Origin of the sequence: Pseudomonas sp. HN2-3 (assembly GCF_020691745.1) — a bacterium.
In the GTDB taxonomy this organism is placed as follows: Bacteria; Pseudomonadota; Gammaproteobacteria; order Pseudomonadales; family Pseudomonadaceae; genus Aquipseudomonas; species Aquipseudomonas capeferrum.
Genome location: NZ_CP085704.1, coordinates 522,501 through 548,110 on the forward strand (window position 1 = coordinate 522,501; position 25,610 = coordinate 548,110).

Genomic DNA, 25,610 nt, shown 5'->3' on the forward strand with positions numbered 1-25,610 from the left:
CTTAGTGATCCGGTGGTTCTGTATGGAAGGGCCATCGCTCAACGGATAAAAGGTACTCCGGGGATAACAGGCTGATACCGCCCAAGAGTTCATATCGACGGCGGTGTTTGGCACCTCGATGTCGGCTCATCACATCCTGGGGCTGAAGCCGGTCCCAAGGGTATGGCTGTTCGCCATTTAAAGTGGTACGCGAGCTGGGTTTAGAACGTCGTGAGACAGTTCGGTCCCTATCTGCCGTGGACGTTTGAGATTTGAGAGGGGCTGCTCCTAGTACGAGAGGACCGGAGTGGACGAACCTCTGGTGTTCCGGTTGTCACGCCAGTGGCATTGCCGGGTAGCTATGTTCGGAAGAGATAACCGCTGAAAGCATCTAAGCGGGAAACTTGCCTCAAGATGAGATCTCACTGGGATCTAGAATCCCCTAAAGGGCCGTCGAAGACTACGACGTGGATAGGTTGGGTGTGTAAGCGCTGTGAGGCGTTGAGCTAACCAATACTAATTGCCCGTGAGGCTTGACCATATAACACCCAAGCAATTTGCTCATGCAGATTGCGGTGGTGAAGACGCACGAACCGAAAGTTCGAATGTACATCACAACATCACATATCCGAATTCGCTAGGCTGTCCATCTGGACGTTCTGGCAACAGAATTTCTTGACGACCATAGAGCATTGGAACCACCTGATCCCATCCCGAACTCAGTAGTGAAACGATGCATCGCCGATGGTAGTGTGGGGTCTCCCCATGTGAGAGTAGGTCATCGTCAAGATTCATTTCGCAAAACCCCTATCTGCGCAAGCAGGTAGGGGTTTTGTCTTTGCGGCTGGAAAACTCCCTGTTGGTAGCGTCTGCGGGCGGCCCTTTTCCTATGCAAGGCCACTACCCATAGCTATCATGCCAGCCTTATTCCAAGTCGAGACTGGCATGCTGAAGTTGTTGAATCTCCTCAAGGATGGCCGGTTCCATTCCGGAGAAGCCTTGGGGGCAGCCCTCGGGGTGAGTCGCAGCGCCGTTTGGAAGCAGCTGCAGCACCTGGAGACTGAGTTGAACCTCACCATTCACAAGGTTCGTGGCCGCGGCTACCAGTTAGCGGCGCCTCTGGCCCTGCTCGAAGCGAAGGCGATCGCCGAGTTTGCCGAGGGCGAGCAGTGGCCAGTTTTCATCCACGAAACCATTGATTCGACCAACGCCGAAGGGCTGCGGCTTGCGGGTGAGGGGCAGGCTGCTCCTTTTCTGGTGCTGGCCGAGCGCCAGAATGCCGGGCGTGGCCGCCGCGGTCGTCAATGGGTAAGCCCCTTTGCAGAAAACCTCTATTACAGCCTCGTCTTGCGGGTCGAAGGCGGCATGCGCCAGCTCGAAGGGCTGAGCCTGGTGGTGGGGTTGGCGGTAATGCGTACGCTGCAAGGTTTCGGTGTAAAGGATGTGGGGCTCAAATGGCCCAATGATGTGCTTGTGCGTGGGCAGAAGATCACGGGCATCTTGCTTGAGCTGGTCGGCGACCCGGCAGACGTCTGTCACGTGGTGCTTGGTATTGGCATTAATGTGAACATGCAGACCAATGACCAGGTCGACCAGGCGTGGACCTCGATGCGACGTGAGGTTGGCGCCGCAATTGATCGCAATCACTTGGTGGCGATGCTCAGCCAGCAACTGCAACATGAATTGGCGCGTCACCGCCGCTATGGTTTTGCCGCATTCCAGGAGGAATGGGAGCAAGCGCATCTATGGCAGGGGCGTAACGTATCGCTGGTTGCCGGCAGCACCCGGATCGATGGGGTGGTGCTTGGTGTGGACGGGCAGGGCGGCTTGCGCCTTGAGGTCGACGGTGTGGAAAAGAGCTTCAGCGGTGGTGAGCTCAGTTTGAGGTTGCGTGATGATTCTTGAGCTCGATTGCGGTAACAGCTTTATCAAGTGGCGGGTCATTCATGCTGGCGACGCTACGATCGTGGGCGGCGGTATTGTCGATTCGGACCAGTCGCTGGTGGCCGAGGTCAGTACCTTGGCGTCGCTGCGTTTGTCGGGTTGCCGTATTGTCAGTGTGCGCAGCGAGGAAGAAACTGCTGCACTTTGTGCGCTGATCGGCCAGGCATTCCGTGTGGTGGCGCAAGTCGCAGAGCCTGCGCAGCAAGCAGCGGGGGTGCGTAACGGCTATGAAGACTATCAACGCCTGGGCATGGATCGCTGGCTCGCAGCGTTGGGTGCGTTTCACCTGGCCAAGGGTGCTTGCCTGGTGATCGACCTGGGGACCGCCGCCAAGGCTGACTTCATCGCCGCCGATGGCGAGCACCTGGGTGGTTATATCTGTCCGGGGATGCCGCTGATGCGTAGTCAGTTGCGTACACATACCCGGCGTATCCGCTATGACGATGCTTCGGCAGCGCGTGCATTGACCAGCCTTGCCCCGGGGCGCTCAACCGTCGAGGCTGTGGAGCGTGGTTGCGTATTAATGCTGCAAGGCTTTGCTCGGACTCAGCTCGAACAGGCGCGTGCGCTGTGGGGGGAGGATTTTACCGTGTTCCTTACCGGCGGGGATGCGCCGTTGGTGCGTGAAGCTGCGCCGCAGGCGCGGGTGGTCCCTGACCTGGTATTCGTTGGCCTGGCAATGGCCTGCCCATTGGACTGAGGTGCTTATGCGTTGGTTGTTTCTGCTGTTGCTGGTGCTCAACGTCTTCTATTACGTCTGGCATCAACAGGAAGCCCCGCTCAAGGTCAAGGATGTCGCCCCGCTATCGTTGTACAAAGGTAACCAACAAGAGATCCGCCTGCTGCGTGAAACAGGCGTGTCCACACCGGCCCGACGTCGCGATGAGTGCCTGGTTGTCGGTGGCCTGGCGGGTAAAGAGCAGCTTGATGCACTGCGTCAGCGCTTGCTGAGCCTGGATATCAATGCATTGCCGGTGTTGGGTCAGCTGCCGGGGGCCGATGGTCTCTGGCTTAAGGTTTCCCCGGAAAGCGAGCGGTTGCTGGACCAAACCGTACTCGCCGCACTTTCCAGTGATTTCAAAGACTTAAAACATAAAATTATTTTCTGCCAGGGTATTGCAACTGGCGAATAGCTTGATAGAATGGCGCCCGCTTCACAGGGAACACCACTCAGGTGGCGGAACTGGAAGCGGTGTCAACGCAGCTAAGTTTCAGATTTGATTGAAAAAATTTGAAAAATAGCTTGACACTAGGGCGGCAGCCAAATAGAATGCCGGCCACATCTGGAGGGATTCCCGAGCGGTCAAAGGGGACGGACTGTAAATCCGTTGCGAGAGCTTCGAAGGTTCGAATCCTTCTCCCTCCACCAGTTTTAGCGAGAGCCGCAAGCTCCGCGGGTATAGTTTAGTGGTAGAACCTCAGCCTTCCAAGCTGATGATGCGGGTTCGATTCCCGCTACCCGCTCCAAGTTTGCTGGGTTTTGCGCAAAGTGTTTCGCTCTTGTAGCTCAGTTGGTAGAGCACACCCTTGGTAAGGGTGAGGTCAGCGGTTCAAGTCCGCTCAAGAGCTCCATATAAACAAGGCAGATATGAAAATATCTGCCTTTGTTTTATCAGCGTAAGACTATTTCTTCTGCGGAGGATTGTATCGATGGCTAAGGAAAAGTTTGATCGTTCCCTACCACACGTGAACGTTGGCACTATCGGCCACGTTGACCATGGTAAAACCACTCTGACTGCAGCTCTGACTCGCGTCTGCTCCGAGGTTTTCGGTTCGGCAGTCGTTGAGTTCGATAAGATCGACTCGGCTCCAGAAGAAAAAGCGCGCGGTATCACCATCAACACCGCTCATGTCGAGTACAACTCGAACATTCGTCACTATGCTCACGTCGACTGCCCAGGTCACGCTGACTACGTGAAGAACATGATCACCGGTGCCGCCCAGATGGATGGCGCGATCCTGGTTTGCTCGGCCGCCGATGGCCCGATGCCGCAAACCCGTGAGCACATCCTGCTGTCCCGTCAGGTTGGCGTTCCCTACATCGTGGTCTTCCTGAACAAGGCTGACCTGGTAGACGACGCTGAGCTGCTGGAACTGGTCGAGATGGAAGTTCGCGACCTGCTGTCCACCTATGACTTCCCAGGCGACGACACCCCGATCATCATCGGTTCGGCTCGTATGGCGCTGGAAGGCAAAGACGACAACGAGATGGGCACCACTGCCGTCAAGAAGCTGGTTGAAACTCTGGACAGCTACATCCCAGAGCCAGAGCGTGCTATCGACAAGCCGTTCCTGATGCCAATCGAAGACGTATTCTCGATCTCGGGTCGTGGTACCGTTGTTACCGGTCGTATCGAGCGTGGTATCGTCCGCGTTCAGGATCCGCTGGAAATCGTTGGTCTGCGTGACACCACCACCACCACCTGCACTGGTGTTGAGATGTTCCGCAAGCTGCTGGACGAAGGTCGTGCTGGCGAGAACTGCGGCGTTCTGCTGCGTGGTACCAAGCGTGACGACGTTGAGCGTGGCCAGGTTCTGGTCAAGCCAGGTTCGGTCAAGCCGCACACCAAGTTCACCGCAGAAGTCTACGTCCTGTCGAAGGAAGAAGGCGGCCGTCACACTCCGTTCTTCAAAGGCTACCGTCCTCAGTTCTACTTCCGTACCACTGACGTGACCGGTAACTGCGAACTGCCGGAAGGCGTTGAAATGGTAATGCCAGGTGACAACATTCAGATGACTGTCACGCTGATCAAGACCATCGCAATGGAAGACGGTCTGCGCTTCGCTATCCGTGAAGGCGGTCGTACCGTCGGCGCAGGCGTCGTAGCAAAAATTATCGAATAAGTAGTTGATTTACTTGATCAGGCCGGTATAATGGCCGGCCTGATACAGCGTTACAGGTCAGTAGCTCAATTGGCAGAGCGACGGTCTCCAAAACCGTAGGTTGGGGGTTCGATTCCCTCCTGACCTGCCATTCACTTCGGTGTGATTGGCTTTCTTCTCACAGGATCCTCCCCGATGACTCCCAAAACTGAAGCCCAAGAATCGCGTTTTGATCTGTTCAAGTGGCTGGCTGTAGTTGCTTTGGTGGTTGTTGGCGTCGTGGGTAATCAATATTACTCCGCCTCCCCAATCCTGTATCGCGTCCTTGCATTGCTCGCCCTGGCTGCGGCTGCTGGCTTTGTTGCCCTGCAGACTGCGAAGGGTAAGTCGTTCTTTGCGTTGGCGAAGGAAGCTCGTACCGAGATCCGTAAAGTCGTGTGGCCGACCCGCCAAGAAACCACTCAGACCACGCTGATTGTCGTGGCTGTAGTTCTGGTTATGGCGCTGCTGTTGTGGGGTCTTGATTCCCTGCTCGGCTGGGCGGTCTCCTTGATTGTTGGCTAAGGGTGTCCCGTGGCTAAGCGTTGGTACGTAGTGCATGCTTACTCGGGTTACGAGAAGCATGTGATGCGCTCGCTGATCGAGCGCGTCAAGCTGGCTGGCATGGAAGACGGTTTCGGCGAAATTCTGGTTCCGACCGAAGAAGTCGTTGAAATGCGTAACGGCCAGAAGCGCAAGAGTGAGCGCAAATTCTTCCCTGGCTATGTACTGGTCCAGATGGAGATGAACGAAGGGACTTGGCACTTGGTCAAGGATACCCCTCGTGTGATGGGCTTCATCGGTGGTACCGCAGACAAACCTGCGCCAATCACTGATAAAGAAGCTGAGGCTATCCTGCGTCGCGTTGCCGATGGTAGCGACAAGCCGAAGCCGAAGACGCTGTTCGAGCCAGGTGAAGTGGTTCGAGTCATTGACGGTCCGTTCGCAGACTTCAATGGCAGTGTCGAAGAGGTTAACTACGAAAAGAGTCGCCTCCAGGTGGCGGTGCTCATTTTCGGCCGCTCTACCCCGGTAGAGCTCGAGTTCAGCCAGGTCGAAAAGGTCTAGGCGGACGAAGCATCCCATACCCCGCAGCCCTGTGTGCTGCGGGGTTTTGTCGTCACTGGGATAAAACGCAAGTCATCCGGGGAGCCTTCTGGCGTTCGTACCCGATTTTGGAGTAGCTCATGGCTAAGAAGATTCAGGCTTACATCAAGCTGCAAGTTAAGGCCGGCCAGGCCAACCCAAGCCCACCCGTTGGTCCAGCACTGGGCCAACACGGTGTGAACATCATGGAATTCTGCAAGGCCTTCAACGCCCGTACTCAGGGTCAAGAAGCCGGCCTGCCGACTCCTGTGATCATCACTGTCTACAGCGACCGTAGCTTCACTTTCGAGACCAAGAGCACCCCTGCCTCGGTTCTGCTGAAGAAAGCTGCTGGCCTGACCAGTGGTTCGGCTCGTCCGAACACCGTCAAAGTCGGTACCGTGACCCGTGCTCAGCTCGAAGAGATCGCCAAGACTAAACAGGCTGATCTGACCTCTGCTGACCTGGACGCTGCTGTGCGCACCATCGCTGGCTCTGCCCGCAGCATGGGCCTGAACGTGGAGGGTGTGTAATGGCTAAGCTGACCAAGCGCCAAAAGGCTATTGCTTCGAAAATCGAAGCTGGCAAAGTCTACAACTTCGAAGAAGCAGCCGTGCTGCTGGCCGAACTGTCCACCGTGAAGTTCAGCGAATCCTTCGACGTTGCTGTCAACCTCGGCGTTGACCCGCGTAAATCCGACCAGGTCGTTCGTAGCGCTACTGTGCTGCCACACGGCACTGGCAAGACCGTACGCGTTGCCGTCTTCACCCAGGGTCCAGCTGCTGAGGCCGCTCTGGCTGCCGGCGCTGACCGTGTAGGTATGGACGATCTGGCTGCTGAAATGAAAGCCGGCGACCTGAACTATGACGTTGTTATCGCATCGCCAGATGCTATGCGCGTTGTAGGTCAACTGGGTCAGGTTCTGGGTCCTCGCGGCCTGATGCCTAACCCGAAAGTTGGTACCGTGACTCCAGACGTAGCCGGCGCTGTCAAAAACGCCAAGGCTGGTCAGGTTCGCTACCGTACCGACAAGAACGGTATCATTCACACCTCCGTTGGCAAAGTCGGCTTCGAAGCCGTCAAGCTGAAGGAAAACGTTGAAGCCCTGATCGCTGATCTGAAGCGTATCAAGCCAGCTTCTTCGAAAGGTATTTACGTCAAGCGCGTTACCCTGAGCACCACCATGGGCCCAGGCCTGGTCATCGACCAAGGTTCGCTGAACGCGTAAGACCATGGCGGCACGACGTGTCGTGCTGCCAGCAAAAATTGGGGTCCCTGCCTGGCGGGGGCTATCCAAGACCGTAGGCGACGCAAGTCTTAAACCACCAGCCTACGCAGATGGTGCTCCCGATTCGTTATCGAATCAGACACCAAAACGACATCCGGCTTCGGCCAGATGAAACGGTAGAAACCAGGAGTAAACCCGTGGCAATTAAACTCGAAGACAAGAAGGCCATCGTCGCTGAAGTCAACGAGGCTGCCAAAGTCGCTCTGTCCGCTGTCGTGGCTGATGCCCGTGGTGTGACTGTAGGCGCAATGACCGGACTCCGTAAAGAGGCTCGTGAAGCTGGCGTTTACGTACGTGTCGTACGTAACACCCTGCTCAAGCGCGCTGTTGCTGATACTGAATTCAGTGTCCTCAACGACGCCTTCACTGGCCCGACCCTGATCGCTTTCTCCAACGAACACCCGGGCGCTGCTGCTCGTCTGTTCAAAGAGTTCGCCAAGGGTCAGGACAAGTTCGAGATCAAGGCAGCTGCGTTTGACGGCAAGTTCATTGCCGCCAACCAGATCGATGTACTGGCTACCTTGCCGACCCGTGACGAAGCTATCGCACGTCTGATGAGCGTGATTCAAGGCGCTACCAGCAAGCTGGCTCGTACTCTGGCGGCCGTTCGCGACCAGAAAGAAGCTGCTGCTGCCTAAGGCGGCGTAACCTCTTTCAAAATCATTTGTTTAATTTGATGGCTGCGAAGGCTGTCACCCCAATACAGGATTTAAGTCATGTCCCTGACTAACGAGCAAATCATCGAAGCAATCGGCCAGAAAACCGTTCTGGAAGTTGTTGAGCTGATCAAAGCTATGGAAGAAACCTTCGGCGTTACCGCTGCTGTTGCCGCTGCTGGCCCAGCTGCTGCTGCTGCCGTTGTTGAAGAGCAAACCGAATTCAACGTTGTTCTGCTTGAAGCCGGTGAGAAGAAAGTAAACGTGATCAAGGCCGTTCGTGAACTGACCGGTCTGGGCCTGAAAGAAGCCAAAGAGAAAGTCGACGGCGCTCCTCAGGTCGTAGCTGAAGGCGTTTCGAAAGAAGCCGCTGAAGACGCTAAGAAGAAGCTGGAAGAAGCAGGCGCTAAAGTCGAGCTGAAGTAATTTCGACTTTGCGATGCCAGCCTGAGCGTTGAGCACAAGGCTGATGGCTGGTGGCTTATGCCACCGGCCTTTTTCCGTTATTGGTGGCCGATCAGATCGGCCCCGATAGCGAGCTGCAAGACACCCATGTGGGTGGCGCAAACCAAGGGGTTTGCACGATTTTCTGGCTGCTCCCGCCGGGAGAAGCCAAACAAGCAGGTGACCAAGCTGGGGAACGCTGATGGCTTACTCATACACTGAGAAAAAACGTATCCGCAAGGACTTTAGCAAGTTGCCGGACGTCATGGATGTGCCTTACCTCCTGGCCATCCAGCTGGATTCGTATCGCGAATTCCTGCAAGCGGGAGCATCCAAGGATCAGTTCCGCGACGTCGGCCTGCACGCGGCCTTCAAATCGGTATTTCCGATCATCAGCTACTCCGGCAATGCTGCCCTGGAGTACGTAGGCTATCGCCTGGGCGAACCCGCCTTCGATGTGAAGGAATGTGTCCTGCGTGGCGTGACCTTCGCGGTCCCACTGCGGGTCAAGGTGCGCCTGATCATCTTCGACAAGGAATCGTCGAACAAAGCGATCAAGGACATCAAAGAGCAAGAAGTCTACATGGGTGAAATCCCCCTGATGACTGAGAACGGTACCTTCGTAATCAACGGTACCGAGCGTGTGATCGTTTCCCAGCTGCACCGTTCGCCAGGTGTGTTCTTTGACCACGACCGTGGCAAGACGCACAGCTCCGGCAAGCTGCTGTACTCCGCTCGCATCATTCCTTACCGTGGTTCCTGGCTGGACTTCGAGTTCGACCCGAAGGACTGCGTGTTCGTGCGTATCGACCGTCGCCGCAAACTGCCGGCATCGGTACTGCTGCGCGCGCTGGGTTACAGCACCGAAGAGGTTCTGAACACCTTCTACACCACCAACGTGTTCCACGTTTCCGGCGAAAAACTGAGCCTGGAACTGGTACCGCAGCGTCTGCGTGGTGAAGTCGCGGTCATGGACATCCATGACGAAACCGGCAAGGTCATTGTCGAGCAGGGTCGCCGTATCACTGCGCGCCACATCAACCAGCTCGAGAAAGCCGGCGTCAAGCAGCTCGACGTTCCTATGGAATACGTCCTGGGCCGCACCACTGCCAAGGCTATCGTGCATCCGGCTACCGGCGAGATCCTCGCCGAGTGCAACACCGAGATGACCACCGAGCTGCTGATCAAGGTCGCCAAGGCGCAGGTTGTCCGTATCGAGACCCTGTACACCAACGACATCGATTGCGGTCCGTTCATCTCCGACACCCTGAAGATCGACACCACCAGCAACCAGCTGGAAGCCTTGGTCGAAATCTATCGCATGATGCGTCCAGGCGAGCCGCCAACCAAGGATGCTGCCGAGACCCTGTTCAACAACCTGTTCTTCAGCGCCGAGCGTTACGACCTGTCCGCCGTAGGCCGCATGAAGTTCAACCGTCGTATCGGTCGTACCGAGATCGAAGGTTCGGGCGTGCTGAGCAAGGAAGACATCGTCGAGGTCCTCAAGACCCTGGTCGACATCCGTAACGGCAAAGGTATCGTCGACGACATCGACCACCTGGGTAACCGTCGCGTTCGTTGCGTTGGCGAGATGGCCGAGAACCAGTTCCGTGTTGGCCTGGTGCGCGTCGAGCGTGCGGTCAAGGAACGTCTGTCGATGGCTGAAAGCGAAGGCCTGATGCCGCAAGACCTGATCAACGCCAAGCCGGTAGCGGCGGCGGTGAAAGAGTTCTTCGGTTCCAGCCAGCTGTCGCAGTTCATGGACCAGAACAACCCGCTCTCCGAGATCACCCACAAGCGCCGTGTTTCTGCACTCGGCCCTGGCGGTCTGACCCGTGAGCGTGCTGGCTTCGAAGTCCGTGACGTACACCCGACCCACTACGGCCGCGTGTGCCCGATCGAGACCCCTGAAGGTCCGAACATCGGTCTGATCAACTCCCTGGCGGCCTATGCCCGCACCAACCAGTACGGCTTCCTGGAAAGCCCGTACCGCGTGGTGAAGGAAGGCGTGGTCAGCGACGACATCGTGTTCCTGTCGGCCATTGAAGAAGCGGATCACGTCATCGCCCAGGCTTCGGCCGCGATGAACGAGAAGAAGCAACTGATCGATGAGCTGGTAGCGGTTCGTCACCTGAACGAATTCACCGTCAAGGCGCCGGAAGACGTCACCTTGATGGACGTTTCGCCGAAGCAGGTTGTCTCGGTCGCAGCGTCGCTGATTCCGTTCCTCGAACACGACGACGCCAACCGTGCACTGATGGGTTCGAACATGCAGCGTCAGGCTGTACCGACCCTGCGCGCTGACAAGCCGCTGGTAGGTACCGGCATGGAGCGCAACGTTGCCCGTGACTCCGGCGTCTGCGTCGTAGCCCGTCGTGGCGGCGTGATCGACTCGGTCGATGCCAGCCGTATCGTCGTGCGTGTTGCCGATGACGAAGTCGAGACCGGTGAAGCAGGTGTAGATATCTACAACCTGACCAAGTACACCCGCTCGAACCAGAACACCTGCATCAACCAGCGTCCGCTGGTCAGCAAAGGTGATGTGGTCAAGCGTCACGACATCATGGCCGACGGTCCATCCACCGATATGGGTGAACTGGCACTGGGTCAGAACATGCGCATCGCGTTCATGGCGTGGAACGGCTTCAACTTCGAAGACTCCATCTGCCTGTCCGAGCGTGTGGTTCAGGAAGACCGCTTCACCACGATCCACATCCAGGAACTGACCTGTGTGGCGCGTGACACCAAGCTTGGCCCAGAGGAAATCACCGCAGACATCCCGAACGTGGGTGAAGCTGCGCTGAACAAGCTGGACGAAGCCGGTATCGTCTACGTGGGTGCCGAAGTCGGCGCTGGCGACATCCTGGTTGGCAAGGTCACTCCGAAAGGCGAGACCCAGCTGACTCCGGAAGAGAAGCTGCTGCGCGCAATCTTCGGTGAGAAGGCAAGCGACGTCAAAGACACCTCCCTGCGTGTGCCAACCGGCACCAAAGGTACTGTCATCGACGTTCAGGTCTTCACCCGTGACGGCGTTGAGCGCGACAGCCGCGCCCTGGCCATCGAGAAGATGCAGCTGGACGAGATCCGCAAGGACCTCAACGAAGAGTTCCGCATCGTCGAAGGTGCAACCTTCGAGCGTCTGCGTTCCGCCCTGAACGGCCAAGTGGTCGACGGTGGTGCGGGCCTGAAGAAAGGCACCGTGATCGCTGACGAAGTACTGGACGGTCTGGAGCACGGCCAGTGGTTCAAACTGCGCATGGCCGAAGATGCTCTGAACGAGCAGCTGGAAAAAGCCCAGGCTTACATCGTCGATCGCCGTCGTCTGCTGGATGACAAGTTCGAAGACAAGAAGCGCAAGCTGCAGCAAGGCGATGACCTGGCACCGGGCGTACTGAAGATCGTCAAGGTCTACCTGGCTATCCGCCGCCGCATCCAGCCGGGCGACAAGATGGCTGGTCGTCACGGTAACAAAGGTGTGGTCTCGGTGATCATGCCGGTCGAAGACATGCCGCACGACGCCAACGGTACTCCGGTCGACGTCGTACTGAACCCGCTGGGCGTACCTTCGCGTATGAACGTCGGTCAGATCCTTGAAACCCACCTGGGCCTCGCGGCCAAAGGCCTGGGCGAGAAGATCGACCGGATGATCGAAGAGCAACGCAAAGCTGCTGAGCTGCGCGTGTTCCTTACCGAGATCTACAACGAGATCGGCGGTCGTCAGGAAAGCCTGGAAGAGTTCACCGACGAAGAGATCCTCGCCCTGGCGCACAACTTGAAGAAGGGCGTGCCTATGGCTACCCCGGTATTCGACGGTGCCAAGGAAAGCGAGATCAAGGCCATGCTGAAACTGGCAGACATGCCAGAAAGCGGCCAGATGGTGCTGTTCGACGGCCGTACCGGCAACAAATTCGAGCGTCCTGTGACCGTTGGTTACATGTACATGCTCAAGCTGAACCACTTGGTGGACGACAAGATGCACGCGCGTTCCACTGGTTCCTATAGCCTGGTTACTCAGCAGCCGCTGGGTGGTAAGGCGCAGTTCGGTGGTCAGCGTTTCGGGGAGATGGAAGTGTGGGCGCTGGAAGCATACGGCGCGGCATACACCCTGCAAGAAATGCTCACAGTGAAGTCGGACGACGTGAACGGCCGTACCAAGATGTACAAGAACATCGTGGATGGCGATCACCGTATGGAGCCGGGCATGCCCGAGTCCTTCAACGTGTTGATCAAAGAGATCCGTTCGCTCGGTATCGATATCGATCTGGAAACCGAATAACACGTGACGCGAAGGGGAGCGGGGCTGGCACAGCCCGCTTCCTGCTCCGCCAGGAGGAAAGGCCTTGAAAGACCTACTGAATTTGCTGAAAAACCAGGGTCAAGTCGAAGAGTTCGACGCCATCCGCATCGGTCTGGCGTCGCCTGAAATGATCCGTTCGTGGTCGTTCGGTGAAGTTAAGAAGCCGGAAACCATCAACTACCGTACGTTCAAACCTGAGCGTGACGGCCTGTTCTGCGCCAAGATCTTTGGCCCAGTCAAGGACTACGAGTGCCTGTGCGGCAAGTACAAGCGCCTCAAGCACCGCGGTGTGATCTGCGAGAAGTGCGGCGTTGAAGTTGCCCTGGCCAAGGTTCGTCGTGAGCGCATGGCGCACATCGAACTGGCCTCGCCGGTTGCCCACATCTGGTTCCTGAAGTCGCTGCCGTCCCGTATCGGCTTGCTGATGGACATGACCCTGCGTGATATCGAGCGCGTTCTCTACTTCGAGAGCTACGTCGTTATCGACCCAGGCATGACCACCCTTGAAAAGGGTCAGCTGCTGAACGACGAGCAGTACTTCGAAGCGCTGGAAGAGTTCGGTGACGACTTCGACGCCCGCATGGGTGCCGAGGCTGTCCGCGAGCTGCTGCACGCTATCGACCTGGAGCACGAGATTGGCCGCCTGCGCGAAGAGATTCCGCAAACCAACTCGGAAACCAAGATCAAGAAGCTGTCCAAGCGCCTGAAGCTGATGGAAGCTTTCCAGGGCTCGGGCAACCTGCCTGAGTGGATGGTCCTGACCGTCCTGCCAGTACTGCCGCCGGACCTGCGTCCGCTGGTTCCGCTGGATGGTGGCCGCTTTGCGACCTCCGACCTGAACGACCTGTATCGTCGGGTGATCAACCGTAACAACCGTCTGAAGCGCCTGCTCGATCTGTCGGCGCCGGACATCATCGTGCGCAACGAAAAGCGCATGCTGCAGGAAGCGGTCGACGCCCTGCTGGACAACGGCCGTCGCGGTCGCGCCATCACTGGCTCGAACAAGCGTCCGCTGAAGTCCCTGGCTGACATGATCAAAGGTAAGCAAGGTCGTTTCCGTCAGAACTTGCTCGGTAAGCGTGTGGACTACTCCGGCCGTTCGGTAATTACCGTAGGCCCGACCCTGCGTCTGCACCAGTGCGGTCTGCCGAAGAAGATGGCCCTCGAGCTGTTCAAGCCGTTCATTTTCGGCAAGCTGGAAATGCGTGGTCTGGCGACCACCATCAAGGCTGCCAAGAAGATGGTCGAGCGCGAGCTGCCAGAGGTATGGGACGTGCTCGCCGAGGTCATCCGCGAACACCCCGTGCTGCTCAACCGTGCACCGACCCTTCACCGTCTGGGTATCCAGGCGTTCGAGCCTGTGCTCATCGAAGGTAAGGCGATCCAGCTGCACCCGTTGGTCTGTGCGGCGTACAACGCCGACTTCGACGGTGACCAGATGGCCGTTCACGTGCCGCTGACGCTGGAAGCCCAGCTCGAAGCGCGCGCGCTGATGATGTCGACCAACAACATTCTGTCGCCAGCCAACGGTGAGCCAATCATCGTTCCGTCGCAGGACGTTGTACTGGGTCTGTACTACATGACCCGTGAAGCCATCAACGCCAAGGGCGAAGGTCGCGTATTCGCCGACCTGCAGGAAGTCGACCGCGTATTCCGCGCCGGCGAAGCCGCCCTGCACGCGAAAATCAAGGTCCGTATCAACGAGACCGTGAACGACCGCGATGGTAGCGTCACCAAGAACACCCGCATCGTCGACACCACTGTCGGCCGTGCGCTGCTGTTCCAGGTTGTGCCGGCAGGTCTGCCGTACGACGTGGTCAACCAGCCGATGAAGAAGAAGGCGATCTCCAAGCTGATCAACCAGTGCTACCGCGTGGTTGGTCTGAAAGAGACCGTTATCTTCGCTGACCAGCTGATGTACACCGGTTTTGCCTACTCGACCATTTCCGGCGTTTCGATCGGTGTTAACGACTTCGTTATCCCGGACGAAAAAGCCCGCATCATCGGTACCGCTACCGACGAAGTGAAGGAAATCGAGAGTCAGTACGCCTCCGGCCTGGTTACCCAGGGCGAGAAGTACAACAAGGTCATCGACTTGTGGTCCAAGGCGAACGACGAAGTGTCCAAGGCGATGATGGCCAACCTCTCGAAAGAGAAAGTCATCGACCGCGAAGGCAACGAAGTCGAGCAAGAGTCCTTCAACTCGATGTACATGATGGCTGACTCCGGTGCGCGGGGTTCCGCTGCACAGATCCGTCAGCTGGCAGGTATGCGTGGTCTGATGGCCAAGCCGGACGGCTCGATCATCGAGACGCCGATCACCGCGAACTTCCGTGAAGGTCTGAGCGTACTGCAGTACTTCATCTCGACTCACGGTGCTCGTAAGGGTCTGGCGGATACCGCACTGAAGACTGCGAACTCCGGTTACCTGACTCGTCGTCTGGTAGACGTTGCGCAGGATCTGGTCGTGACCGAGATCGACTGTGGCACCGACCACGGCTTGCTGATGACGCCGCACATCGAAGGCGGTGACGTTGTCGAGCCGCTGGGTGAGCGCGTATTGGGCCGTGTCATTGCCCGTGACGTGTTCAAGCCAGGCACCGAGGACGTCATCGTTCCGGCCGGTACCTTGGTCGACGAGCAGTGGGTCGAGTTCATCGAGCTGAACAGCATCGACGAAGTTATCGTGCGTTCGCCGATCAACTGCGAAACTCGCTACGGCATCTGCGCCAAGTGCTACGGTCGTGACCTGGCTCGCGGTCACCAGGTCAACATCGGTGAAGCTGTCGGCGTTATCGCTGCACAGTCGATCGGTGAGCCGGGTACCCAGCTGACCATGCGTACGTTCCACATCGGTGGTGCTGCAAGCCGGACCTCGGCTGCCGACAGCGTCCAGGTGAAGAACGGCGGTATGGTGCGTCTGCACAACCTGAAGCATGTCGTGCGCGCCGATGGCAACCTGGTTGCCGTATCGCGTTCCGGCGAGCTGGCCATTGCCGACGAATTCGGTCGTGAGCGCGAGCGTTACAAGCTGCCTTACGGTGCGGTGATTTCGGTCAAGGAAGGTGACAAGGTCGAAGCTGGCGCCATCGTCGCCAAGTGGGACCCGCACACCCACCCGATCGTTACCGAGCTGAAAGGTACCGTGACCTTCGTGGGCATGGAAGAAAACATCACCATCAAGCGTCAGACCGACGAATTGACGGGTTTGACCAACATCGAAGTTCTGGACGTCAAGGATCGCCCTGCCGCAGGCAAGGAAATCCGTCCGGCAATCAAGATGGTCGATGCCAACGGCAAGGACCTGTACCTGCCAGGTACCGACGTACCGGCTCAGTACTTCCTGCCGGCCAACGCCCTCGTCGGCGTGGCTGACGGTGCTCAGATCGGTGTGGGTGACGTTATCGCGCGTATCCCGCAAGAAACGTCGAAAACCCGTGACATCACCGGTGGTCTGCCGCGCGTTGCCGACTTGTTTGAAGCGCGCCGTCCGAAAGAAGCCTCGATTCTGGCTGAAGTCAGCGGCACCATCGCGTTCGGTAAAGAGACCAAGGGCAAGCGTCGTCTGGTCATTACTCCGACCGACGGTAGCGATCCGTACGAAGAGCTGATTCCGAAGTGGCGCCACCTGAACGTCTTCGAAGGCGAACAGGTAAACCGCGGCGAAGTTATCTCCGACGGCCCGAGCGATCCGCACGACATCCTGCGTCTGCTGGGTGTGAGCGCGCTGGCGAAGTACATCGTCAACGAGATTCAGGACGTTTACCGTCTGCAAGGCGTTAAGATCAACGACAAGCACATCGAGACCATCCTGCGTCAGATGCTGCGTAAGGTCGAGATTGCCGAGTCGGGTGATTCCAGCTTCATCAAGGGCGACCAGATGGAACTGACTCACGTACTGGTCGAGAACGAGCGTCTGGCCAGCGAAGACAAGTTCATCTCGAAGTTCTCGCGCGTGCTGCTGGGTATCACCAAGGCGTCGCTGTCGACCGAATCGTTCATCTCCGCGGCTTCCTTCCAGGAAACCACCCGCGTACTGACCGAAGCGGCCGTCACCGGCAAGCGCGATTACCTGCGCGGCCTGAAAGAGAACGTGGTCGTGGGTCGTCTGATCCCGGCCGGTACCGGTCTGGCCTACCACAGCGAGCGCAAGCGTCGCCGTGAAGCCGACAAACCGCTGCGTGTGAGCGCCAGTGAGGTTGAAGCCGCACTGACCGAAGCGCTGAATTCCAGCGGTAACTAAGTACAGGGCAGGGCCCCGGCAAGCCCCGAACGGCCGTCGGCGACATAAATTGTTGCCGATGACCGGGCGGGGATGGCCGGGGCCTCGTCTTGACTGGGTGCAAGATCCTCCGTAGACTTTTGTACCCTTAAATTTGGTGAGGCTCCGTCTCGCCAATTTTTGGCTTTCTTGCAAGACAATAGAGTCGCAAGACAATCAGTGGAGCTAGTAGATGGCAACTATCAACCAGCTGGTACGTCAGCCGCGTAAGCGTTCGGTCGAGAAGTCCGACGTTCCTGCGCTGCAGAACTGCCCGCAACGTCGTGGCGTGTGCACCCGCGTGTACACCACCACGCCGAAAAAACCTAACTCGGCACTGCGTAAGGTTTGCCGTGTTCGCCTGACCAACGGTTTCGAGGTTTCCTCGTACATCGGCGGTGAAGGCCACAACCTGCAAGAGCACAGCGTCGTCCTGATCCGTGGCGGCCGTGTAAAAGACTTGCCAGGTGTTCGTTACCACACCGTTCGCGGCTCTCTGGATACTTCGGGCGTTAAAGGCCGTAACCAGGGTCGTTCGAAGTACGGTACCAAGCGTCCGAAGTAATCGGCCGTTTGCACACATCCATTTTTTTGAGTCGATAAGAGTAAGGTCGGGCAGGGGTCGCAGACCCACGTCCCGGGCTAACCTGAAGACCGTTTGAGGGCTTATCATGCCAAGACGTCGTGTAGCAGCAAAACGTGAGATTCTGGACGATCCTAAATACGGATCCCAAATCCTCGCCAAGTTCATGAACCACGTGATGGAAAGCGGCAAAAAGGCCGTGGCCGAGCGCATCGTTTACGGTGCACTGGACAAGGTCAAAGAGCGCAAGAACAGCGACCCCCTGGAAATCTTCGAGAAAGCTCTCGACGCCATCGCTCCGCTGGTCGAAGTAAAGTCCCGTCGTGTCGGCGGTGCCACTTACCAGGTCCCGGTTGAAGTTCGTCCATCCCGTCGTAATGCTCTGGCAATGCGCTGGCTCGTAGACTACGCCCGCAAGCGCGGCGAGAAGTCGATGGCTCTGCGCCTGGCTGGCGAGCTGCTGGATGCTGCTGAAGGCAAAGGTGCTGCAGTCAAGAAGCGTGAAGACGTTCACCGTATGGCCGAAGCCAACAAAGCGTTCTCGCACTACCGCTTCTAATTCAAGCATCAATCATTTTGCGAGGGCTTTATGGCTCGTACTACAGCAATTAACCGCTACCGTAACATTGGTATCTGTGCCCACGTTGACGCGGGCAAGACCACCACTACCGAGCGGATCCTGTTCTATACAGGCCTGAGCCACAAGATGGGCGAGGTGCACGACGGCGCCGCGACCACCGACTGGATGGTGCAGGAGCAGGAGCGGGGTATCACCATTACCTCCGCTGCCGTTACCACCTTCTGGAAAGGTTCTGTTGGTCAGTATGACAACTACCGCGTAAACGTCATCGATACCCCTGGCCACGTCGACTTCACCATCGAAGTAGAGCGTTCGCTGCGTGTACTCGACGGCGCGGTCGTTGTGTTCTGCGGTACCTCCGGCGTTGAGCCTCAGTCCGAAACCGTATGGCGTCAGGCCAACAAGTACGGCGTTCCACGTGTTGTTTACGTGAACAAGATGGACCGTGCCGGTGCAAACTTCCTGCGCGTCGTAGGTCAGATCAAGAACCGTCTGGGTCACACCCCGGTTCCTGTTCAGCTGGCCATCGGTTCGGAAGATAACTTCCAGGGTCAGGTCGACCTGATCAAGATGAAGGCTATCTACTGGAACGACGACGACAAAGGCACCACCTATCGCGAGGAAGAAATTCCTGCCGATATGCTGGAGCTGGCTGAAGAGTGGCGCTCCAACATGGTTGAGGCGGCTGCCGAGGCCAGCGAAGAGCTGATGAACAAGTACCTGGAAGGCGAAGAGCTGACCGTCGACGAAATCAAAGCCGGTCTGCGCGCGCGCACCCTGGCCAGCGAAATCGTACCGGCCGTCTGTGGTTCGTCGTTCAAGAACAAGGGCGTTCCCCTGGTTCTCGACGCCGTCATCGACTACCTGCCTGCTCCGACCGAGATTCCTGCAATCCAGGGTATCAACCCGGACGACAAGGATCTGGACAAAGACGATCCGGCTGTTCGTAAAGACGAGCGTCACGCTGACGACGACGAGCCGTTCTCGGCTCTGGCGTTCAAGATCGCGACTGACCCGTTCGTGGGTACTCTGACCTTCGTTCGCGTCTACTCGGGTGTTCTGACCTCCGGTGACTCCGTCATCAACTCGGTCAAGGGCAAGAAAGAGCGCGTTGGTCGTATGGTGCAGATGCACGCCAACCAGCGTGAAGAGATCAAGGAAGTACGCGCTGGCGACATCGCGGCCCTGATCGGCATGAAGGACGTGACCACTGGCGAAACCCTGTGCAACGCCGACAAGCCAATCATCCTTGAGCGTATGGACTTCCCTGAGCCGGTTATTTCGCTCTCCGTAGAGCCGAAAACCAAGGCTGACCAGGAGAAGATGGGCATCGCTCTGGGCAAGCTGGCCCAGGAAGACCCGTCGTTCCGCGTCAAGACCGACGAAGAGACTGGTCAGACCATCATCTCGGGCATGGGTGAGTTGCACCTGGATATCCTCGTTGACCGCATGAAGCGCGAGTTCAACGTCGAAGCCAACATCGGTAAGCCTCAGGTTTCGTACCGCGAGAAGATCACCAAGTCCAACGTCGAGATCGAAGGCAAGTTCGTTCGTCAGTCGGGCGGTCGTGGTCAGTTCGGTCACTGCTGGATCCGTTTCTCGGAGCCGGACGTCGACGAGAAGGGCAACATCACCGAAGGTCTGGTGTTCACCAACGAAGTCGTTGGTGGTGTGATTCCTAAGGAATTCATCGCCCCGATCCAGAAGGGTATCGAAGAGCAGATGAAAAACGGCGTTGTTGCCGGCTATCCGCTGCTCGGCCTGAAGGCTACGGTATTCGACGGTTCGTACCACGACGTCGACTCCAACGAAATGGCGTTCAAGATCGCCGCTTCGATGGCGACCAAGCAACTGGCCCAGAAGGGTGGTGGCGTGGTGCTTGAGCCGATCATGAAGGTCGAAGTTGTAACTCCGGAAGACTACCTGGGTGACGTGATGGGTGACCTGAGCCGTCGTCGCGGGATGATCCAGGGTAATGAAGACTCGGTGTCCGGCAAGGTAATCACTGCTGAGGTACCGCTCGGAGAGATGTTCGGTTATGCGACCGACGTTCGTTCCATGTCTCAGGGTCGCGCAAGCTACTCCATGGAATTCTCCAAATACGCCGAAGCTCCGTCGAACATCGTCGAAGCACTCGTTAAAAAACAAGGCTAATCCCCTTTAGGCAAGAGGTTCACTGTCGTGGCTAAAGAAAAATTTGATCGTTCCCTTCCCCACGTTAACGTCGGCACTATCGGCCACGTTGACCACGGTAAGACCACTCTGACCGCAGCTCTGACTCGCGTCTGCTCCGAAGTTTTCGGTTCGGCAGTCGTTGAGTTCGACAAGATCGACTCGGCTCCGGAAGAAAAAGCGCGCGGTATCACCATCAACACCGCTCACGTCGAGTACAACTCGAACATTCGTCACTACGCTCACGTCGACTGCCCAGGTCACGCTGACTACGTGAAGAACATGATCACCGGTGCTGCCCAGATGGACGGCGCGATCCTGGTTTGCTCGGCCGCTGATGGCCCGATGCCACAAACCCGTGAGCACATCCTGCTGTCCCGTCAGGTTGGCGTTCCGTACATCGTGGTCTTCCTGAACAAGGCTGACCTGGTAGACGACGCTGAGCTGCTGGAACTGGTCGAGATGGAAGTTCGCGACCTGCTGTCCACCTATGACTTCCCAGGCGACGACACTCCGATCATCATCGGTTCGGCTCGTATGGCGCTGGAAGGCAAAGACGACAACGAGATGGGCACCACTGCCGTCAAGAAGCTGGTTGAAACCCTGGACAGCTACATCCCAGAGCCAGAGCGTGCTATCGACAAGCCGTTCCTGATGCCAATCGAAGACGTATTCTCGATCTCGGGTCGTGGTACCGTTGTTACCGGTCGTATCGAGCGTGGTATCGTCCGCGTTCAGGATCCGCTGGAAATCGTTGGTCTGCGTGACACCACCACCACCACCTGCACCGGTGTTGAGATGTTCCGCAAGCTGCTGGACGAAGGTCGTGCTGGCGAGAACTGCGGCGTTCTGCTGCGTGGTACCAAGCGTGACGACGTTGAGCGTGGCCAGGTTCTGGTCAAGCCAGGTTCGGTCAAGCCGCACACCAAGTTCACCGCAGAAGTCTACGTCCTGTCGAAGGAAGAAGGCGGCCGTCACACTCCGTTCTTCAAAGGCTACCGTCCTCAGTTCTACTTCCGTACCACTGACGTGACCGGTAACTGCGAACTGCCGGAAGGCGTTGAAATGGTAATGCCAGGTGACAACATTCAGATGACTGTCACGCTGATCAAGACCATCGCAATGGAAGACGGTCTGCGCTTCGCTATCCGTGAAGGCGGTCGTACCGTCGGCGCCGGCGTCGTAGCCAAAATCATCGAGTAATCACTCGATCGATTGAAAAAACCCCCGCTCAGCGGGGGTTTTTTTTATTGGGTTGACACTAAATTGAGCCGTCTATAGAATCACGCCTCCTTTTAGCGGGCGTAGTGCGTCCGTTGGGAACAGCCTGGAGTCTGAAATCCAATGCAAAATCAGCAAATCCGTATCAGGTTGAAGGCTTTCGACCATCGCCTGATCGACCAATCCACCCAGGAAATCGTGGAAACCGCGAAACGTACTGGTGCACAAGTGCGTGGTCCAATTCCACTGCCTACCCGCAAAGAGCGTTTCACCGTTCTGGTCTCCCCGCACGTCAACAAAGACGCGCGTGACCAGTACGAGATTCGCACTCATAAGCGCGTTCTGGACATCGTCCAGCCAACGGATAAAACCGTTGATGCGCTGATGAAGCTTGATCTCGCGGCAGGTGTGGAAGTGCAGATCAGCCTCGGCTAAGACTTCGGTCTTGTCCGTGTAACGCTCTGAAATGGGCGGCCATAGCGGGTGAAAGCCCCGTACACTCATGAGGTTACAACATGACTATTGGTGTAGTCGGTCGTAAATGCGGTATGACCCGCGTTTTCACCGAAGAAGGTGTCTCCATTCCGGTCACGGTCATTGAGATCGAGCCGAATCGCGTCACCCAGTTCAAGACTGAAGAAACCGATGGCTACCGTGCAGTGCAAGTCACTGTCGGCGAGCGTCGTGCTTCGCGTGTGACTGCTGCTCAAGCAGGTCACTTCGCTAAAGCGAACGTTGCCGCTGGTCGCGGTGTCTGGGAGTTCCGCCTTGAAGAAGGCGAGTTCCAGGCTGGCGACTCGATCAAAGCTGAACTCTTCACTGCAGGCCAGCTGGTAGACGTTACTGGTCAGTCCAAAGGTAAAGGCTTCGCCGGTACCATCAAGCGCTGGAACTTCCGTGGTCAGGACAACACCCACGGTAACTCCGTGTCGCACCGTGTCCCAGGCTCCATCGGCCAGTGCCAGACTCCTGGTCGTGTGTTCAAGGGCAAGAAAATGTCCGGCCACATGGGCGCCGAGCGCGTGACTGTTCAGTCCCTGGAAGTAGTACGCGTAGACGCTGAACGCAACCTGCTGCTGATCAAGGGTGCCGTTCCTGGCGCTACTGGCGGCGACGTGGTTGTACGTCCGGCTGTCAAGGCTCGCGGTTAAGGGGAAACTGACATGCAACTTAATGTAAATGACGCTCAGGCGATCGAAGTTTCCGAACTGACTTTCGGTGGCGAATTCAACGAGACGCTGGTTCACCAAGCAGTCGTGGCCTACATGGCCGGCGGCCGTCAGGGCACCAAGCAGCAAAAGACCCGTTCCGACGTGGCTGGTGGCGGTAAGCGCCCATGGCGTCAGAAGGGTACTGGCCGTGCTCGTGCTGGTACCACTCGTGGTCCGATCTGGCGTGGCGGTGGTGTTACCTTCGCAGCTCGCCCTCAAGATCACTCGCAAAAGCTCAACAAGAAGATGTATCGCGCAGCACTGCGCTCCATCCTCGCTGAGCTGGTGCGTAGCGACCGTCTGGTCGTGGTTCAGGACTTCGCTGTTGAAGCACCGAAAACCAAAGATCTGCTGAACAAGCTGAACGGCATGGGTCTGAGCGACGTTCTGATCGTTTCGGACGCTGTTGATCAGAACCTGTACCTGGCTGCTCGCAACCTGCCGCACGTCGATGTACGTGACGTTCAAGGTTCCGACCCGGTCAGTCTGATCGCATACGAGAAAGTGTTGATCACTGTCTCGGCCGTGAAGAAATTCGAGGAGCTGCTGGGATGAACCAGGAACGCGTATTCAAAGTCCTCCTTGGCCCGCACGTTTCCGAGAAGGCTACCGTTCTGGCTGAGAAGAAAGGCCAGTTCGTATTCAAGGTTGCTACCGACGCAACCAAGCTGGAAATCAAGAAAGCTGTCGAAGGCCTGTTCAACGTAAAAGTTGAAAACGTGTCGACCGTTAACGTTCTGGGTAAAACCAAGCGTACCGCACGTGGTCTGGGCAAGCGTAATGACTGGAAGAAGGCAATTGTCTCCCTTCAGCCAGGCCAAGATCTCGATTTCAGCAGCAGTGCTGAGTAAGGAAGGGGTGCATCATGGCAATCGTTAAATGCAAACCGACTTCCCCTGGCCGCCGTTTCGTGGTCAAGGTGGTCAACAAGGAGCTCCATAAAGGCGCTCCTCACGCACCGCTGCTCGAGAAGAAGTCGAAGTCTGGTGGTCGTAACAACAATGGCCGCATTACCACTCGTCACGTTGGTGGTGGTCACAAGCAGCATTACCGTCTGGTCGACTTCCGTCGCAACGACAAAGATGGCATCCCAGCCACTGTCGAGCGTATCGAATACGATCCAAACCGTACTGCTCACATCGCCCTGCTGTGCTACGCAGACGGTGAGCGTCGCTACATCATCGCCCCTAAAGGCGTGAGCGCTGGCGACCAGCTGATCGCAGGTGCCCTGGCCCCAATCAAGGCCGGTAACTCCCTGCAGCTGCGCAACATCCCAGTAGGTAGCACCATTCACGGCGTCGAACTGAAGCCGGGTAAAGGTGCTCAGATCGCTCGTTCCGCTGGTGCTTCGGCTCAGCTGATCGCTCGTGACGGCGTCTACGTGACTCTGCGTCTGCGCTCCGGTGAGATGCGTAAAGTACTGGCTGAGTGCCGTGCGACCCTGGGCGAAGTCTCGAACTCCGAGCACAGCCTGCGTTCGCTGGGTAAAGCAGGTGCCAAACGCTGGCGCGGCGTTCGCCCAACCGTTCGTGGTGTTGCCATGAACCCGGTTGACCACCCACATGGTGGTGGTGAAGGTCGTACCTCTGGTGGTCGTCATCCGGTATCGCCATGGGGCTTCCCAACCAAGGGTGCTAAAACCCGTGGTAATAAGCGTACCGACAACATGATCGTCCGTCGTCGCAAGTAACTAGAGGGATACGACAGTGCCACGTTCTCTGAAAAAAGGTCCTTTTATCGATCTTCACCTGTTGAAGAAGGTCGAAGTGGCGGTGGAGAAGAACGATCGCAAGCCAGTTAAAACCTGGTCGCGTCGCTCGATGATCCTGCCACAAATGGTCGGTCTGACCATCGCGGTTCATAACGGTCGCCAGCATGTCCCAGTTCTCGTGAACGAAGACATGGTCGGCCACAAACTGGGCGAGTTCGCCGGTACCCGCACCTATCGCGGGCACGTGGCTGACAAGAAAGCCAAGCGTTAAGGGGTAAGGAAATGGAAGTAGCCGCTAAGTTGTCGGGCGCTCGCATCTCCGCCCAGAAAGCCCGCTTGGTCGCCGACCAGATCCGCGGGAAGAAGGTGGGCGAAGCGCTCAACCTGTTGGCCTTCAGCAGCAAAAAAGCCGCTGAAATCATGAAGAAAGTCCTCGAGTCGGCCGTTGCCAACGCCGAACACAACGAAGGCGCAGACGTTGATGACCTGAAGGTCTCCACCGTCTTCGTCAACGAAGGGCGTTCGCTGAAGCGCATCATGCCACGTGCCAAAGGCCGTGCTGATCGCATCGTCAAGCGGTCTTGCCATATCACTGTCAAGGTTGCGGACAAGTAACGGAGTCGATCAGATGGGTCAGAAAGTACATCCCACTGGCATTCGCCTGGGAATCGTCAAGGAGCACACCTCCGTCTGGTACGCAGACGGTGCTACTTACGCAGATTACCTGTTGAAGGATCTGAAAACACGTGAGTACCTCCAAGACAAACTAAAAAGCGCGTCCGTAAGCCGTATCGATATTCATCGTCCGGCTCAAACTGCACGCATCACCATCCACACTGCTCGTCCCGGTATCGTTATCGGTAAGAAAGGTGAGGATGTCGAGAAGCTGCGTCAGGACCTGACCAAGCAGATGGGTGTGCCTGTGCACATCAACATCGAAGAGATCCGCAAGCCGGAGCTCGACGCTATGCTGGTTGCGCAGAGCGTAGCTCAGCAGCTGGAACGCCGCGTAATGTTCCGTCGCGCCATGAAGCGCGCCGTACAGAACGCCATGCGTATTGGTGCCAAGGGCATCAAGATCCAGGTGAGCGGTCGTCTCGGCGGCGCCGAGATTGCTCGTACCGAGTGGTATCGCGAAGGTCGTGTGCCTCTGCACACCCTGCGTGCCGATATCGACTACAACACCTACGAAGCTCACACCACTTATGGTGTGATCGGTGTGAAGGTTTGGATCTTCAAAGGCGAAGTTATTGGTGGTCGCCAAGAAGAACTGAAACCACAAGCACCAGCGCCTCGTAAAAAAGCTGCTAAGTAA

At 57.3% G+C, this 25,610-nt stretch carries 25 protein-coding genes, 4 tRNA genes and 2 rRNA genes (1 of these 31 only partly in view); all 31 read left to right on the forward strand.

What is annotated here, in order from left to right; genetic code table 11:
• Positions 1-520: ribosomal RNA gene (locus LJX93_RS02260) — 23S ribosomal RNA — on the forward strand (it extends 2,373 nt beyond the left edge of the window).
• Positions 521-653: 133 nt separating this feature from the next.
• Positions 654-769: ribosomal RNA gene (rrf, locus tag LJX93_RS02265) — 5S ribosomal RNA — on the forward strand.
• A 155-nt stretch (positions 770-924) separates the two neighbouring features.
• On the forward strand, positions 925-1,884 hold the full coding sequence (birA, locus tag LJX93_RS02270; RefSeq protein WP_047583918.1) for a bifunctional biotin--[acetyl-CoA-carboxylase] ligase/biotin operon repressor BirA: 960 nt from the start codon (positions 925-927) through the stop codon (positions 1,882-1,884).
• The gene (locus tag LJX93_RS02275) at positions 1,874-2,623 is read left to right on the forward strand and encodes a pantothenate kinase (RefSeq protein ID WP_033703503.1); all 750 of its coding nucleotides are present in this window, start codon (positions 1,874-1,876) and stop codon (positions 2,621-2,623) included. The genes birA and LJX93_RS02275 overlap by 11 nt, the downstream gene beginning before the upstream one ends.
• Before the next feature lie 7 nt (positions 2,624-2,630).
• Entirely contained in the window at positions 2,631-3,056 is a 426-nt protein-coding gene (locus tag LJX93_RS02280) for a hypothetical protein (protein WP_047583917.1), read from the forward strand.
• A gap of 152 nt (positions 3,057-3,208) precedes the next feature.
• Positions 3,209-3,292: transfer RNA gene (locus tag LJX93_RS02285), tRNA-Tyr, on the forward strand.
• Positions 3,293-3,316: 24 nt separating this feature from the next.
• A tRNA-Gly gene (locus tag LJX93_RS02290) sits at positions 3,317-3,390 on the forward strand.
• A 29-nt stretch (positions 3,391-3,419) separates the two neighbouring features.
• A tRNA-Thr gene (locus LJX93_RS02295) sits at positions 3,420-3,495 on the forward strand.
• A 78-nt stretch (positions 3,496-3,573) separates the two neighbouring features.
• On the forward strand, positions 3,574-4,767 hold the full coding sequence (gene tuf / locus LJX93_RS02300; RefSeq protein WP_028614144.1) for an elongation factor Tu: 1,194 nt from the start codon (positions 3,574-3,576) through the stop codon (positions 4,765-4,767).
• Positions 4,768-4,821: 54 nt separating this feature from the next.
• Positions 4,822-4,897, forward strand: a tRNA-Trp gene (locus LJX93_RS02305).
• Positions 4,898-4,941: 44 nt separating this feature from the next.
• A complete protein-coding gene (gene secE, locus LJX93_RS02310; protein WP_027595465.1) occupies positions 4,942-5,310 on the forward strand; it encodes a preprotein translocase subunit SecE in 369 nt (122 codons plus the stop codon).
• A gap of 9 nt (positions 5,311-5,319) precedes the next feature.
• Positions 5,320-5,853 (forward strand): transcription termination/antitermination protein NusG, encoded by a 534-nt coding sequence (gene nusG, locus LJX93_RS02315; RefSeq protein WP_003255501.1) that lies wholly within the window; start codon positions 5,320-5,322, stop codon positions 5,851-5,853.
• Between the two features lie 119 nt (positions 5,854-5,972).
• Positions 5,973-6,404: a 50S ribosomal protein L11 gene (gene rplK / locus LJX93_RS02320; protein WP_028633698.1), complete on the forward strand. Its 432-nt coding sequence runs from the start codon at positions 5,973-5,975 to the stop codon at positions 6,402-6,404.
• Complete coding sequence (gene rplA / locus LJX93_RS02325) at positions 6,404-7,099, forward strand: 50S ribosomal protein L1 (protein WP_033703496.1); 696 nt, start codon at positions 6,404-6,406, stop codon at positions 7,097-7,099. The genes rplK and rplA overlap by 1 nt, the downstream gene beginning before the upstream one ends.
• Positions 7,100-7,296: 197 nt before the next feature.
• Positions 7,297-7,797 (forward strand): 50S ribosomal protein L10, encoded by a 501-nt coding sequence (gene rplJ, locus LJX93_RS02330; RefSeq protein ID WP_027595468.1) that lies wholly within the window; start codon positions 7,297-7,299, stop codon positions 7,795-7,797.
• A 78-nt stretch (positions 7,798-7,875) separates the two neighbouring features.
• Entirely contained in the window at positions 7,876-8,241 is a 366-nt protein-coding gene (gene rplL, locus LJX93_RS02335) for a 50S ribosomal protein L7/L12 (RefSeq protein ID WP_033703494.1), read from the forward strand.
• A 50-nt stretch (positions 8,242-8,291) separates the two neighbouring features.
• On the forward strand, positions 8,292-8,462 hold the full coding sequence (locus tag LJX93_RS02340; RefSeq protein ID WP_156311420.1) for a hypothetical protein: 171 nt from the start codon (positions 8,292-8,294) through the stop codon (positions 8,460-8,462).
• Positions 8,462-12,535 (forward strand): DNA-directed RNA polymerase subunit beta, encoded by a 4,074-nt coding sequence (gene rpoB / locus LJX93_RS02345; RefSeq protein WP_047583916.1) that lies wholly within the window; start codon positions 8,462-8,464, stop codon positions 12,533-12,535. The genes LJX93_RS02340 and rpoB overlap by 1 nt, the downstream gene beginning before the upstream one ends.
• A 64-nt stretch (positions 12,536-12,599) precedes the next feature.
• Positions 12,600-16,799, forward strand: a complete 4,200-nt coding sequence (rpoC, locus tag LJX93_RS02350) for a DNA-directed RNA polymerase subunit beta' (protein WP_033703491.1) — start codon at positions 12,600-12,602, stop codon at positions 16,797-16,799.
• A gap of 211 nt (positions 16,800-17,010) precedes the next feature.
• A complete protein-coding gene (gene rpsL, locus LJX93_RS02355) occupies positions 17,011-17,382 on the forward strand; it encodes a 30S ribosomal protein S12 (protein ID WP_003255492.1) in 372 nt (123 codons plus the stop codon).
• A gap of 106 nt (positions 17,383-17,488) precedes the next feature.
• Positions 17,489-17,959, forward strand: coding sequence for a 30S ribosomal protein S7 (gene rpsG / locus LJX93_RS02360; RefSeq protein WP_008089143.1), 471 nt, complete (start codon positions 17,489-17,491; stop codon positions 17,957-17,959).
• Positions 17,960-17,989: 30 nt separating this feature from the next.
• Positions 17,990-20,134, forward strand: coding sequence for an elongation factor G (fusA, locus tag LJX93_RS02365; protein ID WP_033703490.1), 2,145 nt, complete (start codon positions 17,990-17,992; stop codon positions 20,132-20,134).
• Positions 20,135-20,161: 27 nt separating this feature from the next.
• Positions 20,162-21,355 carry an elongation factor Tu gene (tuf, locus tag LJX93_RS02370; RefSeq protein WP_028614144.1) on the forward strand — a complete coding sequence of 398 codons (1,194 nt, stop codon included), beginning with the start codon at positions 20,162-20,164 and terminating at the stop codon, positions 21,353-21,355.
• 141 nt (positions 21,356-21,496) lie between these two features.
• Entirely contained in the window at positions 21,497-21,808 is a 312-nt protein-coding gene (gene rpsJ, locus LJX93_RS02375; protein WP_003186070.1) for a 30S ribosomal protein S10, read from the forward strand.
• 80 nt (positions 21,809-21,888) lie between these two features.
• Complete coding sequence (gene rplC, locus LJX93_RS02380; RefSeq protein ID WP_027594871.1) at positions 21,889-22,524, forward strand: 50S ribosomal protein L3; 636 nt, start codon at positions 21,889-21,891, stop codon at positions 22,522-22,524.
• A 12-nt stretch (positions 22,525-22,536) separates the two neighbouring features.
• Complete coding sequence (rplD, locus tag LJX93_RS02385; protein WP_003255485.1) at positions 22,537-23,139, forward strand: 50S ribosomal protein L4; 603 nt, start codon at positions 22,537-22,539, stop codon at positions 23,137-23,139.
• Positions 23,136-23,435, forward strand: a complete 300-nt coding sequence (rplW, locus tag LJX93_RS02390; RefSeq protein ID WP_003255484.1) for a 50S ribosomal protein L23 — start codon at positions 23,136-23,138, stop codon at positions 23,433-23,435. The genes rplD and rplW overlap by 4 nt, the downstream gene beginning before the upstream one ends.
• Before the next feature lie 14 nt (positions 23,436-23,449).
• Entirely contained in the window at positions 23,450-24,274 is an 825-nt protein-coding gene (rplB, locus tag LJX93_RS02395; protein ID WP_008089816.1) for a 50S ribosomal protein L2, read from the forward strand.
• 16 nt (positions 24,275-24,290) lie between these two features.
• Positions 24,291-24,566, forward strand: a complete 276-nt coding sequence (gene rpsS, locus LJX93_RS02400; RefSeq protein ID WP_003255482.1) for a 30S ribosomal protein S19 — start codon at positions 24,291-24,293, stop codon at positions 24,564-24,566.
• 11 nt (positions 24,567-24,577) lie between these two features.
• A complete protein-coding gene (gene rplV, locus LJX93_RS02405) occupies positions 24,578-24,910 on the forward strand; it encodes a 50S ribosomal protein L22 (RefSeq protein ID WP_003103908.1) in 333 nt (110 codons plus the stop codon).
• Between the two features lie 13 nt (positions 24,911-24,923).
• Positions 24,924-25,610, forward strand: a complete 687-nt coding sequence (gene rpsC / locus LJX93_RS02410) for a 30S ribosomal protein S3 (RefSeq protein WP_003255481.1) — start codon at positions 24,924-24,926, stop codon at positions 25,608-25,610.